15 protein-coding genes are annotated in these 15,040 nt (G+C 73.5%); 13 read left to right on the forward strand and 2 right to left on the reverse strand.

Annotated elements, in window-relative coordinates; genetic code table 11:
* The first annotated feature begins 17 nt into the window (after positions 1-17).
* The 9 genes from ACFRQN_RS17125 (at position 18) to ACFRQN_RS17165 (ending at position 7,983) form a co-directional block, all read left to right on the forward strand.
* Positions 18-443: a nuclear transport factor 2 family protein gene (locus ACFRQN_RS17125; RefSeq protein WP_380741059.1), complete on the forward strand. Its 426-nt coding sequence runs from the start codon at positions 18-20 to the stop codon at positions 441-443.
* 104 nt (positions 444-547) lie between these two features.
* Positions 548-2,464 (forward strand): amino acid adenylation domain-containing protein, encoded by a 1,917-nt coding sequence (locus ACFRQN_RS17130; protein WP_380741060.1) that lies wholly within the window; start codon positions 548-550, stop codon positions 2,462-2,464.
* Complete coding sequence (locus ACFRQN_RS17135; RefSeq protein WP_380741061.1) at positions 2,461-3,696, forward strand: cytochrome P450; 1,236 nt, start codon at positions 2,461-2,463, stop codon at positions 3,694-3,696. Before ACFRQN_RS17130 ends, ACFRQN_RS17135 begins: the two co-directional genes overlap by 4 nt.
* A gap of 58 nt (positions 3,697-3,754) precedes the next feature.
* Positions 3,755-4,513, forward strand: coding sequence for a thioesterase II family protein (locus ACFRQN_RS17140; protein WP_380741062.1), 759 nt, complete (start codon positions 3,755-3,757; stop codon positions 4,511-4,513).
* 171 nt (positions 4,514-4,684) lie between these two features.
* Complete coding sequence (locus ACFRQN_RS17145; RefSeq protein WP_380741063.1) at positions 4,685-5,494, forward strand: 2OG-Fe(II) oxygenase; 810 nt, start codon at positions 4,685-4,687, stop codon at positions 5,492-5,494.
* A gap of 127 nt (positions 5,495-5,621) precedes the next feature.
* A complete protein-coding gene (locus ACFRQN_RS17150) occupies positions 5,622-6,284 on the forward strand; it encodes a 2OG-Fe(II) oxygenase (protein WP_380741071.1) in 663 nt (220 codons plus the stop codon).
* A gap of 12 nt (positions 6,285-6,296) precedes the next feature.
* Positions 6,297-6,638 carry an Ada metal-binding domain-containing protein gene (locus tag ACFRQN_RS17155; protein ID WP_107418957.1) on the forward strand — a complete coding sequence of 114 codons (342 nt, stop codon included), beginning with the start codon at positions 6,297-6,299 and terminating at the stop codon, positions 6,636-6,638.
* Positions 6,635-7,228: a hypothetical protein gene (locus ACFRQN_RS17160; protein ID WP_380741064.1), complete on the forward strand. Its 594-nt coding sequence runs from the start codon at positions 6,635-6,637 to the stop codon at positions 7,226-7,228. Before ACFRQN_RS17155 ends, ACFRQN_RS17160 begins: the two co-directional genes overlap by 4 nt.
* Entirely contained in the window at positions 7,225-7,983 is a 759-nt protein-coding gene (locus ACFRQN_RS17165) for an alpha-ketoglutarate-dependent dioxygenase AlkB family protein (protein ID WP_380741065.1), read from the forward strand. The genes ACFRQN_RS17160 and ACFRQN_RS17165 overlap by 4 nt, the downstream gene beginning before the upstream one ends.
* On the opposite strand, the gene ACFRQN_RS17170 is transcribed toward ACFRQN_RS17165, so the two are convergent.
* Positions 7,977-8,633 (reverse strand): LysE family translocator, encoded by a 657-nt coding sequence (locus tag ACFRQN_RS17170; protein WP_380741066.1) that lies wholly within the window; start codon positions 8,631-8,633, stop codon positions 7,977-7,979. The two genes, ACFRQN_RS17165 and ACFRQN_RS17170, sit on opposite strands and share 7 nt — an antisense overlap.
* A 342-nt stretch (positions 8,634-8,975) precedes the next feature.
* Here ACFRQN_RS17170 and ACFRQN_RS17175 point away from each other — a divergent pair, with 342 nt between their 5' ends.
* From ACFRQN_RS17175 to ACFRQN_RS17185, 3 genes are all read left to right on the forward strand, one after another.
* Complete coding sequence (locus tag ACFRQN_RS17175) at positions 8,976-10,076, forward strand: SIS domain-containing protein (RefSeq protein ID WP_074005839.1); 1,101 nt, start codon at positions 8,976-8,978, stop codon at positions 10,074-10,076.
* 41 nt (positions 10,077-10,117) lie between these two features.
* On the forward strand, positions 10,118-10,894 hold the full coding sequence (locus tag ACFRQN_RS17180) for an SDR family NAD(P)-dependent oxidoreductase (RefSeq protein WP_380741067.1): 777 nt from the start codon (positions 10,118-10,120) through the stop codon (positions 10,892-10,894).
* Between the two features lie 91 nt (positions 10,895-10,985).
* Entirely contained in the window at positions 10,986-12,140 is a 1,155-nt protein-coding gene (locus ACFRQN_RS17185) for a pyridoxal phosphate-dependent aminotransferase (protein WP_380741068.1), read from the forward strand.
* A 312-nt stretch (positions 12,141-12,452) separates the two neighbouring features.
* Here ACFRQN_RS17185 and ACFRQN_RS17190 read toward each other — a convergent pair whose 3' ends face one another.
* Positions 12,453-14,315 (reverse strand): RICIN domain-containing protein, encoded by a 1,863-nt coding sequence (locus ACFRQN_RS17190; protein ID WP_380741069.1) that lies wholly within the window; start codon positions 14,313-14,315, stop codon positions 12,453-12,455.
* A 261-nt stretch (positions 14,316-14,576) separates the two neighbouring features.
* Between ACFRQN_RS17190 and ACFRQN_RS17195 the strand changes: the two genes are divergently transcribed.
* Positions 14,577-15,032, forward strand: coding sequence for a hypothetical protein (locus ACFRQN_RS17195; RefSeq protein ID WP_380741070.1), 456 nt, complete (start codon positions 14,577-14,579; stop codon positions 15,030-15,032).
* Positions 15,033-15,040 lie beyond the last annotated feature (8 nt).

The raw sequence follows: 15,040 nt of genomic DNA on the forward strand, positions 1-15,040 counted from the left end.
CAGGAAGCACCTTCGGCATGGTCCACACCCTCTCCCAGCCCGACGACACCCCGGCACCGCCCGCGACACCGGAAGCACCGACCGCCGTAGCGCCGGCGGAGTCCCAGGTCCGCCGGTACTACGAGCTGGTCGACGCCGGCGACGTGCCCGCGCTGGTCGCCCTGTTCACCCCCGACGCCCGCTACCACCGCCCCGGGTACCCGCCCATGGTCGGGCACGCCGCACTGGAGCACTTCTACCGCGACCAGCGGGTGATCCGCGCCGGCACCCACACCCTGGCCACCGTGGTCACCACCGGCGACGAGGTGGCGGTGCACGGCCTGTTCCGCGGCGTGCTGCACGACGGCGGCGAGGTCGAGCTGCGGTTCGCGGACTTCTTCCGGATGACGCCGCAGGGCCGCATCGCCGCGCGCGACACCTTCTTCCACGTGCCGGCGGTCTGAGGCACAGCCACAACCACAGCCACAGCGGCACCGGCGGCGACCGCCCTCGCGGTCGCGCGTTCACCCCCGACGGGGACACTTCAGCACAGGAAAGCGGGAAGCAGTTGACCCAGACGGTCCTCACCTCCGACATCCCGGCGTTCGTCGGCAGCGGACGGCCACCGTTCGACGCCCGGGCGATCCACGAGCTGGTCGCCGAACAGGCCGAGCGGGCCCCGCACGCGCCCGCCGTCACCTGCGACGGACGGACCCTGACCTACCGGCAGCTCGACGACCGCGCCAACCGGCTCGCCGGGCGGCTGCGGGAGGCCGGACTGGCGCCGGAGGGCGTCGTCGGCGTGCTGGTACCGCGGTCGCCGGAGCTGATCGTGGCCCTGCTCGCCGTCCTCATCGCGGGCGGGGCGTACCTCGGACTCGAACCGGACGACCCGGCCGCCCGCCACGCGCTGCTGCTCGAAGACGCCGGCGCGGCCATGGTGATCACCGAGGAGGCCGCGGGGCCCGAGCTGCGGGAGCGGCTGCCCCACGCCGTCGTCACGGTGACGGAGGGCGACCCGGCGCAGGAGCCGGCCACCGGCCCGGCGGCCCCGGCCCGCCCCGGCGACCCGGACCGGCTCGCCTACGTCAGCTACACCTCCGGCTCCACCGGCGAGCCCAAGGGCGTCGGCGTGCCCCACCGGGCGGTCGACCGGCTCGTCCGGGGCGCGGACTGGGTGGACGTCCGCGCCGAGGACGTGTTCTTCCACCTCGCGCCGGTCGCGTTCGACGCCTCCACCTTCGAGATCTGGACCCCGCTCGTCAACGGCTGCCGCCTGGTCCTCTTCCCCCCGGTCGCCATCACCCTGGAGCACGTGGCGCGCGTCGTCCGCGCCGAGCGCGTGACGGTCCTGCTGCTGACCACCGGGCTCCTCCACCAGATGGTGAGCTCCCACCCGGAGGCGTTCGCCGACGTCCGGCACGTCCTCACCGGGGGCGACGTGGCCTCGCCCGGCCACGTCCAGCACCTGCTGGCCCGCTACCCGGAGCTGCTCTTCACCAACGGCTACGGGCCGACCGAGAACACCACGTACACGACCTGCTGGACCAGCAGCACCCTCCCCGAGCTGCGGAGCGTGCCGATCGGCCGCCCGATCAGCGGCACCAGGGTCGCCGTGCTCGACGACGAGCTCAGGCCGGTGCCCGTCGGCGAGTGCGGGGAACTGTACGTGGCCGGGGCGGGCCTGGCCCGCGGCTACCTGGGCCGCCCGGCCGCGACCGCCGAACGGTTCCTGCCCGACCCGTTCGGCACCGAGCCCGGCGCCCGGATGTACCGGACCGGCGACCTCGTGCGCTGGCTGCCGGACGGCACGCTGGAGTTCGTCGGACGCGCGGACGACCAGGTCAAGGTCCAGGGCTACCGCGCCGAACCGCGCGCCGTCGAGGTCGAGTTGGAACGGCTCCCCGGCGTGCGGCACGCGGTCGTGCTGCCGCAGCCCGACCCGGCGGGCGGCACCCGGCTGCTGGCCTACGTCGTGCCCGCGGAACCCGGCCCGGAGGGCAACGCCGACCTCGGCCGGCGGCTGCGCCACGACCTGCGGGACAGCCTGCCGGACTACCTGATCCCCTGGGCGATCCTGGTCCGTCCCGAGCTGCCGGTGAACCGCAACGGCAAGATCGACCGCCGGGCCCTGCCCACCGCCACCCGGGTCCCGCGCAACGTGCCCAACGAGTTCGTCCCGCCCGTCACCGAGGTGCAGACCCGACTGGCCGACCTGTGGGGCGACGTCCTCGGCATCGAACCGGTCGGCGTCGACGACGACTTCTTCGACCTCGGCGGGCACTCCCTGCTGGCCACCGACCTCCTGGTCGCCACCCAGCGCGAGTTCGACGTGGACCTCCCCGCGCAGACCCTGTACATGTCGCCGACGGTCGCCGAGCTGGCGACGGCCCTCAGCGAGCGGCTGGGGACGGCGGGTCCGGAGGGCCGGGCCGATGCGCCAGGCGGCCCGGCCGACGCGGCGGGGGAGGAGCGGCCCCGATGACGACGGTCCCCCCGACCGCGCGCTGCCCGGTCCTCGCCCCGCGGCCGGTCGACCTGATCGACCCCGACCTCTACCACGCGGGCGGGGCGCACGAGGCCTGGCGACGGCTGCGCCGCGAGGCACCGGTGAGCTGGCAACCGGTCGGCGACATCGGCTACTGGTCGATCGTCGGCCACGCCGAGGCCAACCGGGTCCTGCGCGACCACGCCACGTTCACCTCCGAACAGGGCACCCTGCTCAACCTCCTCGGCAAGGGCGACCCCGCCGGCGGCCGCCAGATGGCCGCGACCGACCCGCCCCGGCACGCCCACCTGCGCGGCCCGCTCCAGCAGGCCCTGTCGATCAAGACGGTGGAGAACGACCGGGAGGCCATCCGCCGGGTCGTCGTCGAGCTGCTCCGGCCGCTGGCTGACGGCGGCCCGTACGACTTCGCCGCCGCCATGGCCACCCTGCCGATGGCGGTCATCGGCACCATGATGGCGCTGCCGCAACAGGACTGGCCGCGGCTGGTCCGGCTCGCCCACGCCTGCATCGCCGCGGACGACCCCGAGTTCCAGCTCGCCGACGGACCCCAGGCCACCCTGGTGACCGCCCACCGCGAACTGTTCGCCTACTTCCAGGACCTCGTCACCGAGCGCCGGCGCGCACCGGGTGACGACCTGGTCAGCGTGCTGCTCACGATGGAACTGGACGGACGCCGGCTGTCGCCGGGCGAGATCGTCTCCAACTGCTACAGCCTGCTGCTCGGTGCGACCGTCACCACCGCCCAGCCGCCGATCGCGGCGATGGCCGAACTGGCCGGCACCCCGGTCCTGGACGACTGGGCGGCCCACCCGGAGCTGCTCGGCAGCGGCGTGGAGGAGGCCCTGCGCTGGGCCTCGCCCACCCAGCACTTCATGCGCCACACCACCCGCGACGTCGAGGTCCGGGGCGTGCCGATCCCCGCGGGGGACGCGGTCGTCGTCTGGCTGGCCTCGGCCAACCGCGACGAGACCGTGTTCGCCGACCCGTACACCTTCGACATCCGACGGCGGCCCAACAAGCACATCGCCTTCGGCGTCGGCGCGCACTACTGCATCGGCCACACCGTCGCACGGGTCGCGCTGCGGATCCTGTTCGCCGAACTGCTCGGCCGGTTCACCGACTTCGAACTCGCCGGGGCACCGCGACGGATGCGCTCGAACGTCATCGCGGGCTTCACCCACCTGCCGGTCACCGCGCGGACCCGGTAGGGCCCGACACTCTCACCGCAGCCGAACCAGAGAAGAAACCCCACACGGAAGGTCATCAGTGGACGCTCCGACGGCCCGTACCCGCAACAAGTGGTTCCTGCGCGAGCCGTCGCCGGTGGCGCCGGCGCGGCTGTTCTGCCTGCCCTACTCCGGCTGCGGTGCCAGCATGTACCGCCAGTGGCCGTCCTCGGTCGACGGCGTCGAGGTCTGTCCCGTGCAGCTGCCCGGCCGGGAGAACCGGATGCGCGAGCCCGCCCACACCACCTACCAGGCGCTGGCCGACGACCTCTGCGAAGCGCTGCGCCCCTACCTGGACCGGCCCTACGCCCTGTTCGGCCACTGCGGCTCCGCGCTGGCGGCGTACGAGACCGCCGTACGGCTGGTCCAGCGGGGCTGCCCCGCCCCGACCCGGCTGTTCGTCTCCTCCGAGGTCGCGCCGCAGGACGGCCCCTACGGCCGCTTCCTCGGCATGAACGACGACGAGCTGGCCGACGAACTGCGCGGGCTCGTCGCGGAGTTGGGCGGCACACTGGAACCGAGCCTGCTCGCGCTCTACCTCGGCGTGCTGCGCAACGACGTCGACATGAACAAGCGCTACCACGTGGCCGAGCCGGTCCGGCTGCCGTGCCCGGTCACCGCCATCGGCTGGACCGAGGACACGGGCATCGAGCCGTCCCTGATGACCGGCTGGCCGGCCTGCGGCGACACGACCTTCGAACTCCTGGAAGGAGGCCACTACCGCTTCATCGAGGCGCCGGCGGACCTGCTGGCGCTGCTGGTCGCGGACCTGGCGCCCACCAGCTCCCGCACGTCCTGACGGCGGACCCGTCCGACCTCGGACGCGGCGCCCGACGCGACGTCCGAATGCCGCCAGCACACGGACCCTTCCACGGGTGACGATCGGGACAGCCCGACCGCACGCCGGCCACGGCCCGCCTTCCCGCGGGCCCGTGCGCCTGCTCGTCCCCGCCCGTCGAAGGACCTCCCCGTGAACGACGCCCTCTTCGCCGTTGCCGAAGCTGCCACCGCCGAACCCGACACCGCCGCGCAGGCCACCGCGGCACCCGCGCCGGGCCCGGCCTCCCCGGGCCCGGCCGTCCTGCCCGCGCTCGCCCCGGTCGACTGGCAGGACGTGCGGGAGCAGTTGGACCGGGACGGGGTGGCGCTCACCGGGCCCCTGCTGTCGCCCGCCCAGTGCCGGGAGCTCGCCGACACCTTCGACGACGACGGCCTGTTCCGCTCCACCGTGGTGATGCAGCGCTACGGCTTCGGCCGCGGCACCTACCGGTACTACGCCGACCCGGCCGCCGTACCGGTCCTGGACGCGCTGCGGGAGCGGCTGTACCCGCCGCTGGCGCGGATCGCCAACCAGTGGGCGGCACGGCTGGGGGAGCGGACCTTCCCCCTCACCCTCGCCGAGCTGCACGCCGAGTGCGCCGCCGCGGGCCAGCACCGTCCCACCCCGCTGGTCCTGCGGTACGGTCCGGGCGACCACGCCTGCCTGCACCAGGACGTGTACGGCGACCTCGTCTTCCCGCTGCAGGCCACGATCATGCTGGAACGGCCCGGCGAGGACTTCACCGGCGGGGAGAACGTCTTCGTCGAACAGCGGCCCCGCTCGCAGTCCCGCGCGATCGTGGTGCGGCCGCGGCTCGGCCAGGCCCTGGTCTTCCCCGTCCAGCACCGCCCCGTCCAGGGCAGCCGCGGCTACCGGCGCCACCCGATGCGCCACGGCACCAACGCCGTCGAGTCCGGGCGCCGCACCACGCTCGGCGTGATCTTCCACAACGCCCGCTGACCGCGCGCCCGCCCGCTCACCCCCAGGACACCCCGTGAACACCCTCGCCCCCGAGACCGTCCCCGACGCCGCCGCCGGCAGCGTCCAGGCCGCCGTCCGCGCCCTCGACACCGCCGACTGGACCGCCCTGACCGCCGAACTCGACACCCACGGCTGCGCCCCGACGCCCCGCCTGCTCGACCCCGCCCAGTGCCGGGAGCTCGCCGCGCTCTACGACCGGCCCGAACTGTTCCGCACCACCGTCGACATGGCCCGCCACCGCTTCGGCTCCGGCCAGTACCGCTACTTCACCCACGACCTGCCCGAACCCGTCGCCGCCCTGCGCGAGGCCCTCTACCCCCACCTGCTCACCGTCGCCCGTACCTGGGCCGACAAGCTCCGCCGCCCCGCCCCCTGGCCCGACACCCTCGCCGAGTGGACCGCCATGTGCCACGCCGCCGGCCAGGACAAGAGCTCCCAGATCCTGCTGCGCTACGGCCCCGGCGACTGGAACGCCCTGCACCGCGACGTCTTCGGCGACCTCGTCTTCCCCCTCCAGGTGGTCATCGGCCTCGACGCCCACGGCACCGACTACACCGGCGGCGAGTTCCTCCTCGTCGAACAGCGCCCCCGGGCCCAGTCCCGCGGCACCGCCACCGTCGTCCCCCAGGGCCACGGCCTGGTCTTCACCACCCGCGACCGCCCCGTCCCCTCGGCCCGCGGCCACCGCGCCGGCCCCGTCCGGCACGGCGTCAGCACCGTGCGCAGCGGCCGCCGCCACACCCTCGGCCTCGTCTTCCACGACGCCTGAGGCCCCGCCGCCATGGCCGCCACCGGCACACCCGGGCCCACCGCCGACACCGCTGCGCCCACCGTCGGCACCGCCCCGGTCCCGTCCCGCCGCTACACCCTGACCGGACCCGACAACCGCCCCTACTCCAGCACCACGCCCGGCACCCTCGGCGGCCACCGCCGGGGCCGCCTCTACGGCCGCCTCGACTGCCCCTCCGCCCTGCGCACCATCGCCGCCGGCGGCTACGTGCGCCACCGCGTCTTCTTCGCCGACGAGGCCACCGCGATCGCCGCCGCCTACCGGCCCTGCTCGGTGTGCCTGCCCGAGAGGTACCGGCAGTGGAAGACCCGCCGGAAGGACCGCACCCCGTGAACCCCCGCCCCGCACCCGACCGCTCCCCCCTCCTCCCCGCACCCGACCGCTCCCCGCTCCTCCCCGAACCCGGGCCGACCGCCTACGGCGACCTCCCCGCACCCGCCCCCCACACCGCCCCCGAACTCGCGGCCCTGCTGCGCCTGCTCGCCGACCACCGCCGCCCGCCCCTGCACGGCGTCGCGATCGGCCACAGCCGCGACGACGCCTCCCGCGCGGCGGCCGCCGCCTTCGCCGACGCCTGGCAGGCCGCCGGCCATGCCGTCCTGGCCGTCGTCGACTGGCCCGAACAGGCCGCCTCCTGGCTGCGGCCCGCCCACCGCCTCACCGCCCCCGAGCCCGACGCCCTCGTCATCGCCGCCGCCCCGCTCGGCTGGGCCCAACTCGCCCGACGCCTGCGCCACAGCACCCCCTGGCGCCCGGACCGCACCTTCGGCTTCGCGTCCCTCGCCGAGCCGGTCGCCGCCGCGCTCGCCGGGCCCGGCGTCCTGGACGGCGTACGCGGCGCGAGCGCGGACGGCGGCACCTGGCGCATCGCCTCCGGCTGGACCGACTCCTTCCCGCCTGCCACCCCGGGCGCCGCCGCGTGACGACCACCCCCGCCCTGTTCGGCCCGCCGCCCGCCGGCTACGAGCGCCGCGAGATCGCGCCGGGCGCCGTCCACCTGCCCGGCTGGCTCACTCCCGATCGGCAGCGCGACCTCGTCGCCGCCGGCCGCGCCTGGGCCACCGGGCCCGTCCCGATCCGGCACACCCGGCTGCCGCGCGGCGGCCTCATGTCCGTACAGACCGTGTGCCTGGGCTGGCACTGGCAGCCCTACGCCTACACCCGCACCGCCGCCGACGTGAACGGCCGCCGCGTCGCCCGCCTCCCCGACTGGCTCGCCGACCTCGGCCGCCGGGCGGTGGCCGACGCCTACCAGGACCCCGGCCAGGGCGCCGGCTACGAACCCGACGCCGCGCTGGTCAACTTCTACGACGCCGACGCCCGGCTCGGCATGCACCAGGACAAGGACGAGCACTCGCTCGCCCCGGTGGTCTCCCTCAGCATCGGCGACACCTGCCTCTTCCGCTTCGGCAACACCCGTACCCGCAACCGGCCCTGGACCGACCTGACCCTCGCCTCCGGCGACCTGCTCGTCTTCGGCGGCCCCTCCCGCCTCGCGTACCACGCCGTGCCGAAGATCCTCCCCGGCACCGGCGACCCCGCCGTCGGCCCCGTCCGGGGCCGCCTCAACATCACCCTGCGCGTCACCGGACTCACCGACCGCGCCGCAGAGGCGACCGGAGCGGCCCCCGCCGGGGCCGCCCCCGTCGCCTCGCCGGAGCCGGGAACGCGCTACTGACGGGCCCCCACCGCAGCCCCGAGCCCGAGCAGCGCCACCCCGGCCACCCCCGACAGCCCCCGTTGCACCTTGCGCTGCAGCAGGACGCGCTGGATCGCGCCCAGGACCGCGACCACCACGACGTACCAGGCCAGGGCCAGCAGCCAGAACAGCCCGGCCAGGAGCACGTGCTGGGAGAGCTCGGACATGCCGGGCAGCTGGAACTGCGGGAAGAGGGAGAGGTAGAAGGCGGCGACCTTCGGGTTGAGCAGATTGCTCAGCAGGCCCTGGCGGAAGTCCGCCCCGCTGTCCGGCGCCCCGCCACGGCCGTGGCCGGCGGGCTGCGCGGCCGTCGCGTCGTCAGCTCCGTCCTCGCGTCGGCCGAGGCGGATGAAGTCGATCAGGGACCGGATGCCCAGGTAGGCGAGGTACAGGGCGCCGGCGATCCGCACGGCGGTGTAGAGCACTTCGGAGCCCGTGAGCAGCGCGGTCAGGCCCGCGACGGCCGCGCCGGCGAGGACCGCGTTGCCGAGCATGATGCCCATCGCGGTCGCGGCCGCGCCCCGGCGGCCGCCCCGTGCCGCGTTCCGCAGCAGGAGCACCAGGTCGGGGCCCGGAACAACGATGATCAGAAGAGAAGCGAGTACGAACGTCAGTAGCTGCGCAGTCATACACCAATCATGGCGCGGTTGAGAAGGGTTTTGGGCAAGTTGGTGAGAACGGCCGGTTCCTCCGTGTCCCGAAGCGTGGCGGTCGTCTGCATTCAGGGGACTTGTCCGTTCGACTGCCGCCGCCGTTCTCATATTCCGTCAGAATCCCTCTCAGCATGTGAGACCGGCGAAATCGGACCATGCGGTCCCTGGTCGATTCGCAGACTTACCGATGTGAATGCCACGAGGCCTTCCGCGCTTGTTAGAGTCGAATCACCCGAAGCAACCCGGGTCTCCGGAGTTCGGCATCCGGAGTCGCACGACTTCTTCGACCCGCACGCGACCGTGATGGAGTGAGATCGCATGAAGTCCCGACTCGACCGCTACGAGGAATTCATCGAGAAGGAGTACCGGGCCGGCCTGACGAAGCCCGACGAGTACTCGCTCGACGACGTCACCCCGGACCTTCGACAGCGCCTCTCCGAAGGGAGGTTCAAGCGCATCGTCTTCACCGGAATGGGCTGCTCGGCCATCGTCTCGGATATCGTCCGCGGCTACTTCACGGAGATCGGCCTGCCCCTCGAAGTGCACGTCGTGAACGACTACGACTTCCGCTTCCTGGCCGCTCCCTCGGTCCTCGAGGACGAGGCGACCCTGTACATCATCAGCTCCTACAGCGGGCACTCGCAGGAGCCGGTCCTCGCCTACCAGCGGCTTCGCGCCGTCCGGGACCAGGTGCTCCTGCTCACCTCCGGCGGCAAACTGGCCGAGCTCGGGCGGGCGGACGGCGCCTCCATCGCCTACTGGCGGCTGCGCGAACCGGACCGCGAGTACCCGCTCTTCCACGTCTCGCAGTACTTCGCCATCCTGATGGACATGTTCCACGAATTCGGGGTGCTGAGCGACGACCACCACGCCCGGCTGGGCGAATTGGCGGGCCTGCTCGAGGCGGATTTCGAGGAGAACGGCCGCGAGGCCGCCCGTCGGATCGCCGACGCGAGCGAGGACGCGAACATCATCATGATCGCGTCCCCGAAATGGCACGAGAGCCTGCTCAAGCTGGCCAAGATGCACTTCAACGAGATGGCCATGGTTCCGACCGCCCGGAACTACTTCCACGAATTCTGCCACAGCGAGGTGGCCACGCTTTCCGACCCGGTGCGGAAGCACAGCACGGTCTGGTTCTCCGACGCGGACGACGACGAGTACACCCTCGCCAAGGGTGAGAACCTGCAGCGTCTGCTGACCGACGACCGACCGGAGAACCGGAACATCCGGTTCTCCCGGGTGCACCTTTCGGAGGGGGACTTCCTCCGGAAGTACTTCACCGCCCTCAACGTGGTGCAGCACGCGGCACTCCGCCTCGGCCGGCACCACGAGACGCGGTCGCGCGACCTCATCTCCGAATCCGCCGGAAACCCCTGGTACCACAGCACCACCATCGAGTCCGAGCTGACGGCGTAACACCCGGGACGGAGAGAACGGAGAGGACTGTGGTGGCGGACATGGATGACACCAGTCCGCTGCACCTGTTCGACGTCACAGGCAAGGTGGCCCTGATCACTGGGGCCACCCGCGGGCTGGGCCAGGCCATCGCGGCCGGCCTGGCCCGCGCCGGTGCCAGAGTGATCGTCGCCGGGCGCAGCAGCGAAGCAGCAGACGCGGTCGCCGGCAAACTGGCCGTCGACGGAGGATCCGCCGTCGGTGTCGGGCTGGACGTGACGCGGGAGGCAGAGGTCGAGGACGTCCTCTCCCGTACGGTGCGCGAACACGGCGGACTCGACATCGTCGTCAACAACGCCGGCATCATCGACAGGTTCCCGGCCGAGGACTACCCGGCCGAGACCTGGCAGCGCGTCATCGACACCAACCTGACCGGCGCGTTCCTCGTGTCACGCGCCGCCGGGAGGGCCATGCTCCGGCAGGGCAGCGGAAAGATCGTCAACATCGCATCGGTCCTGGCCCACAGCGGTGGCCGCAACGTCGTCGCCTACGCGGCGAGCAAGGGCGCGCTGGTACAGCTCACCCGCTCCTGTGCGGCGGAGTGGGCCGGGCGGGGCGTCCACGTGAACGCGATCGCCGCCGGCTACTTCGAGACGGACCTGACCGCCGGTCTGCGCACGGACGCGCAGCGCAGTGCGGGCCTGCTCACCCGGGTACCCGCCGGCCGTTGGGGCAGGCCCGAGGAGCTCGTCGGGACCGTGCTGTACCTGGCCTCGGAGGCGTCCAGCTACGTCCACGGAGCCGTCATCGAGGCGGACGGTGGATGGACCGCCGCATGAACAGTCACCGCATGAACAGTCAGCGCATGAACACCCACCGGGTGAACACCCACCGACCCCACGACCGGCCCGAACACGGGAGGAGGCACCGATGAAGCCGCACGCGCGGAGGCTCGACGGGTTCCGGCAGTCGACCATCAGGGCCATGACCGAGCGGTGCGTCGCCGTCGGCGGCATCAACCTCGGCCAGGGCCTGTCCCGCACGCCGCCCCCGGACGACCTGCTCGACCACGCGACCGCACACTTCGCGTCCGCCGACCACTCCTACAGCCCCGCCCACGGAGACGCCGTCCTCCGGCAGGCCGTCGCGCGGAAGCTGGCGGAGTACAACGGAGTCCACGTCGACCCGGAGCACGGGGTGGTGGCCACCATCGGCGCCACCGGCGCGTACAACGCGGCGGTACTGGCCCACCTCGACCCGGGAGACGGCCTGCTCCTGCCCGAACCCTTCTACGGCTACCACCGCACCGTGGCGGAGATCCACGGGGTCGTTCCCCAGCCGGTCAGGACGGACGCCCCCGGGTTCCGGATCGACAGGGCGGCCCTGGAGGCGGCCACGACGGACCGCACCAGGGCGATCGTGCTGTGCACACCCGGCAATCCGTCGGGCCACCGGATGCCACCGGACGAGATCGAGGAGGTGGCGCGCTTCGCAGCGGACCGGGACCTGCTGGTGATCACCGACGAGATCTACGAGCACCTCTACTACGGGGACGAACCGCACCGCTCGCCGGCGTCGTTCGACCTGCTGCGCGACCGCACGATCACGGTCTCCGGCCTCTCCAAGACCTACAGCATCCCCGGATGGCGGCTCGGCTACGCCGCCGGACCCCCGGAGCTGATCGCGCCGTTGCGCATCGCCGCCGACGCGCTCTCGGTGTGCGCCCCCACCCCGCTGCAGCAGATCGCCGCACGGGCGTTCACCCTGCCGGACTCCTTCTACGCGCGGACGCGCCAGGACTACCGCCGCAAGCGCGACCGGATCGCCGCGGCGTTCCGCGACGCGGGCCTCGCGACCAACGACCCGGAAGGCGCCTACTACCTCCTGGTGGACGGGACTCCGCTGGGCGGCGACAGCGGCGAGGTCGCGGAGACGATCCTGAGTGCCGCCGGCATCGCCACCATCCCGGCCGACGCGTTCCATCTCGGGCCGGCCCCTTATCCCTACGTCCGCGCGTGCTTCGCCCTGACCGACGCCGACATCCTCCGCGTGGAGGAGCACCTCTCCGAGGTGAAGTGGCCCTGACCACCGCGGTCATGCCGGCCGGCCGCGGTGAGGCACCGGCGCCCGCCCGCCTCGCCGGCGGCCGGCCGACAGCCGCGAGCAGGACGGCCCAACCGGCCCGCCACCGGCCGGGATTGGCGTACCTCTCCGCCCGCAGTACCGCGGACCCCGGCGTCCGGGCCGTACGCGACCGCTCTCCGGCGACCCCTCCCCGTGGGCGGCCTGCCTCCACGCCGGCGCATGGCGAGCGCCCGTCGCGCCACGGCATCCGGCTCAGCCCGCGACACCCTGCTCGTGCCGGGAAGTCCCCGTTCCCGGCCTCTGGAACGAGCTTCAGCGGCGTGAGCCGTAGCCCCAGTGGTGGTCCGGGTAGTCGCCGCACGGGTACTGCATCAGCGGGGCCTGCGGGGCGTTGCTGCCGTGGGAGACGGCGAGGCACTGGCGGCTGTTGCCGTTGACGAAGCGGATGCCGTGCGGCCACTTCTCGATCTTCCAGGCCTGCCCGGGGTTGTTCCGGCACGCCGACTGGACGACCTGGGCGGTGGCCTCGGTGCTGGAGTCCTGGACGGAGAGACAGAGGGCGCTGTTGTAGCTGACGATCCGGTAGTAGGTGTCGCCGTCGGCGTCCGTGTAGGCCTGCTGGGTCTGCCAGAAGTGGTCGGGGAAGTCCCCGCAGGGATACTGCTGGACCTGCGCGCCCTCCTCCCGGCTCCCGCCGGGCGTGGCGATGCACTGCAGGCTGTTGTTGTTCCTGATCGCCACCGATCCCGTCGGCGGGACGAGCGGGGTGCCGCCGAGGCGCCCCGGTGCCGGGAACGCGGACGCGGATGCGGCGGCGGTGGGCGCCGGGGGCGGCGCGGGTCGGTCGCCCCCGGTCGAGGCCGGAGGGCCGGTGGCTTCCGACAGCGCACGGGGCGGCTCGCCGGGAACCGTCGGACCGGGCTGCGCCGCTGCGCTCCGAACCCCCGTCGCCGGAGCCGGCCCGCCGTCCGGTGGGGGCGCGGTCGACGCGGTGGCCGGACCGTTGCCGGGGGGCCGCGCCGACGGGCTGCCCGCGGGTGGGGCGGACGGTTCGGCGCTCGTGCCGGGCGTTGGCGCGGCGTCGGAACCGACCGCCAGGGGGAGCGCTCCGGAGGAGGTGGGCACCGGGCGCAGCTGTACGCCCACCAGCACGCCCGCCAGCACCAGGGCTCCGGCCAGGACCGCCGCCGCGCCGACGGCCGCGCCCGTCCTGACGGCCCGACGCCCCGGTGCCCCGACGGGCTCGGTGGGATAGAGCGGATCGTCGGGCGGAGGGCCGTCGAACGCCGGGCCCGGCGGGAAGAAGCCGGTCGGGCGATTGTCCGTGACCGGGACCAGCTCACCGCGGACAACCACGGCGGCGGTCGTCGCCGGGGCCATCCGGGCCACCTCCAGGTAGCGGCCGGCCAGGGCCGTGCGTACCGCGAGGAGGTCCGTGTTCAGGCGCCGGAGCACGGGCAGGTGCGCCGGCACCCCGTCGGCCACCGCGGGCTCCGTACCCGGCTGTCGGCCACCGTCGGCCCCGGCCGGCGACTGCTCCTGGTCGACCAGGAGCCCCATGGCGCGTTGCTCCTGCTCCGCGGTCCGTCGAGCGTCGTACGCGCTCTCCCGGATGCGGCGCACCTCGTCCAGGCAGCGCGTCGCCTCCAGCAGCCGGGCCCGCCGCTGCCCCGCATCGCCCCCGCCGGGCGGCAGCGGCGCGAGGGGGGCCGGCCCGTCCGCTCCGGCGGCGTCCAGTTCACCCCGTAGCTCGGCCACGATGGCGATCAGCACGCGGATCAGTTCCTCCGCCTCCGCCACGCCGGCCTCGGCCTGCCGTTGCGCCTGCCTGGCCAGATCCAGTGCCTGCCGCGCGTCCGACCGCCCGGCCGCGGGCGACGGGAGCCCCCTGGCCGCCAGCCCGGCCCGTTCGTGCAGCTGACCGGCCCGGGCCAGGAGCACCGCCTGGGCCCGGGGGTCCGTCACGCGGTCGTGGATCAGCTGCCGGAGCAGGTGCCACGGGATGTCCTTCTCCGCGGAGCGGTACTCGCTCCAGCTGGTCCTGCCGGCCGGGTACCGGCGCGCGAGTTCGCGGACGGTGAGCCCGGAGGTCACCTCCCGCACCAGCCCGGCCAGGTCGTTCGCCTGCTCGGTCTCGCCCTTGAACCGCCCCTGTGGGCGTCCGGCGCTCCCCATTCCCTGCCCCCTGCCGTGTCCGTGGTCAATCCGGGTTGTCCGCTGTTCACCTGGGCCGCGACCGAGTCTTGTAGATGGACAATCAAATACGCCCGCACTGTGGGAACTCCACCGGGTCTTCGGACAACTTGTCGCAGCCCGCCTGCGACGGGACACGCCGGCCGGGACCTCCGGTGCCGGAGCCGGGGCTGCGCCGTCCCGCGGCGGCGGTCACCCGACGGCCCCGGACCTTGGCAACCACCGCACCCGAAGGAGCTCTCGATGATCAGGAAGCACCTCGCGACGGTCCTCGCGGCCACCGTCCTCGCCGGAGGTTTCGTCGGCCTCTCCGCCGGCGCGGCCCACGCCTCCCCCCGGGTCAACAAGTGCGGGAGTGCGTACGACTTCAAGTGGAGCTGGGACATCACCGACAACTCCAGCGCGGCTCCGGTGGTCGGCTTCATCGACATCTACTACAACAGCGGGAACGGGTACAACTGTGCGATCGCCCGCGGGCGCGACGCGGCCGTCACCGGCCAGCACGAGATCTACGTCGCGATTCGGCGCTCCGGAACGGACGGCTGGATCGACGACGGCGCCGGCAGCAACTACACCCAGTACGCGGGCCCGGTCTACGTGTACGCCAAGGGGTCCTGCATCGACTTCGTCGGTGGGCTGAAGTACAACGAGTTCACGGGGCAAGGGGCCTCCAGCTACAAAGCCCAGCACTGCGGCTGAGCCGTGGC

Origin of the sequence: Kitasatospora sp. NPDC056800, from assembly GCF_042789775.1 — a bacterium.
Taxonomy (GTDB): domain Bacteria; phylum Actinomycetota; class Actinomycetes; order Streptomycetales; family Streptomycetaceae; genus Kitasatospora.

Excerpts from the sequence above, each read along its gene's own strand:
- ACFRQN_RS17125 (WP_380741059.1), top strand. The coding sequence starts at position 18 with ATGGTCCACACCCTCTCCCAGCCCGACGACACCCCGGCACCGCCCGCG.
- ACFRQN_RS17135 (WP_380741061.1), top strand. The coding sequence starts at position 2,461 with ATGACGACGGTCCCCCCGACCGCGCGCTGCCCGGTCCTCGCCCCGCGG.
- ACFRQN_RS17155 (WP_107418957.1), top strand. The coding sequence starts at position 6,297 with ATGGCCGCCACCGGCACACCCGGGCCCACCGCCGACACCGCTGCGCCC.
- ACFRQN_RS17170 (WP_380741066.1), bottom strand. The coding sequence starts at position 8,633 with ATGACTGCGCAGCTACTGACGTTCGTACTCGCTTCTCTTCTGATCATC.
- ACFRQN_RS17175 (WP_074005839.1), top strand. The coding sequence starts at position 8,976 with ATGAAGTCCCGACTCGACCGCTACGAGGAATTCATCGAGAAGGAGTAC.
- ACFRQN_RS17180 (WP_380741067.1), top strand. The coding sequence starts at position 10,118 with ATGGATGACACCAGTCCGCTGCACCTGTTCGACGTCACAGGCAAGGTG.
- ACFRQN_RS17185 (WP_380741068.1), top strand. The coding sequence starts at position 10,986 with ATGAAGCCGCACGCGCGGAGGCTCGACGGGTTCCGGCAGTCGACCATC.
- ACFRQN_RS17190 (WP_380741069.1), bottom strand. The coding sequence starts at position 14,315 with ATGGGGAGCGCCGGACGCCCACAGGGGCGGTTCAAGGGCGAGACCGAG.
- ACFRQN_RS17195 (WP_380741070.1), top strand. The coding sequence starts at position 14,577 with ATGATCAGGAAGCACCTCGCGACGGTCCTCGCGGCCACCGTCCTCGCC.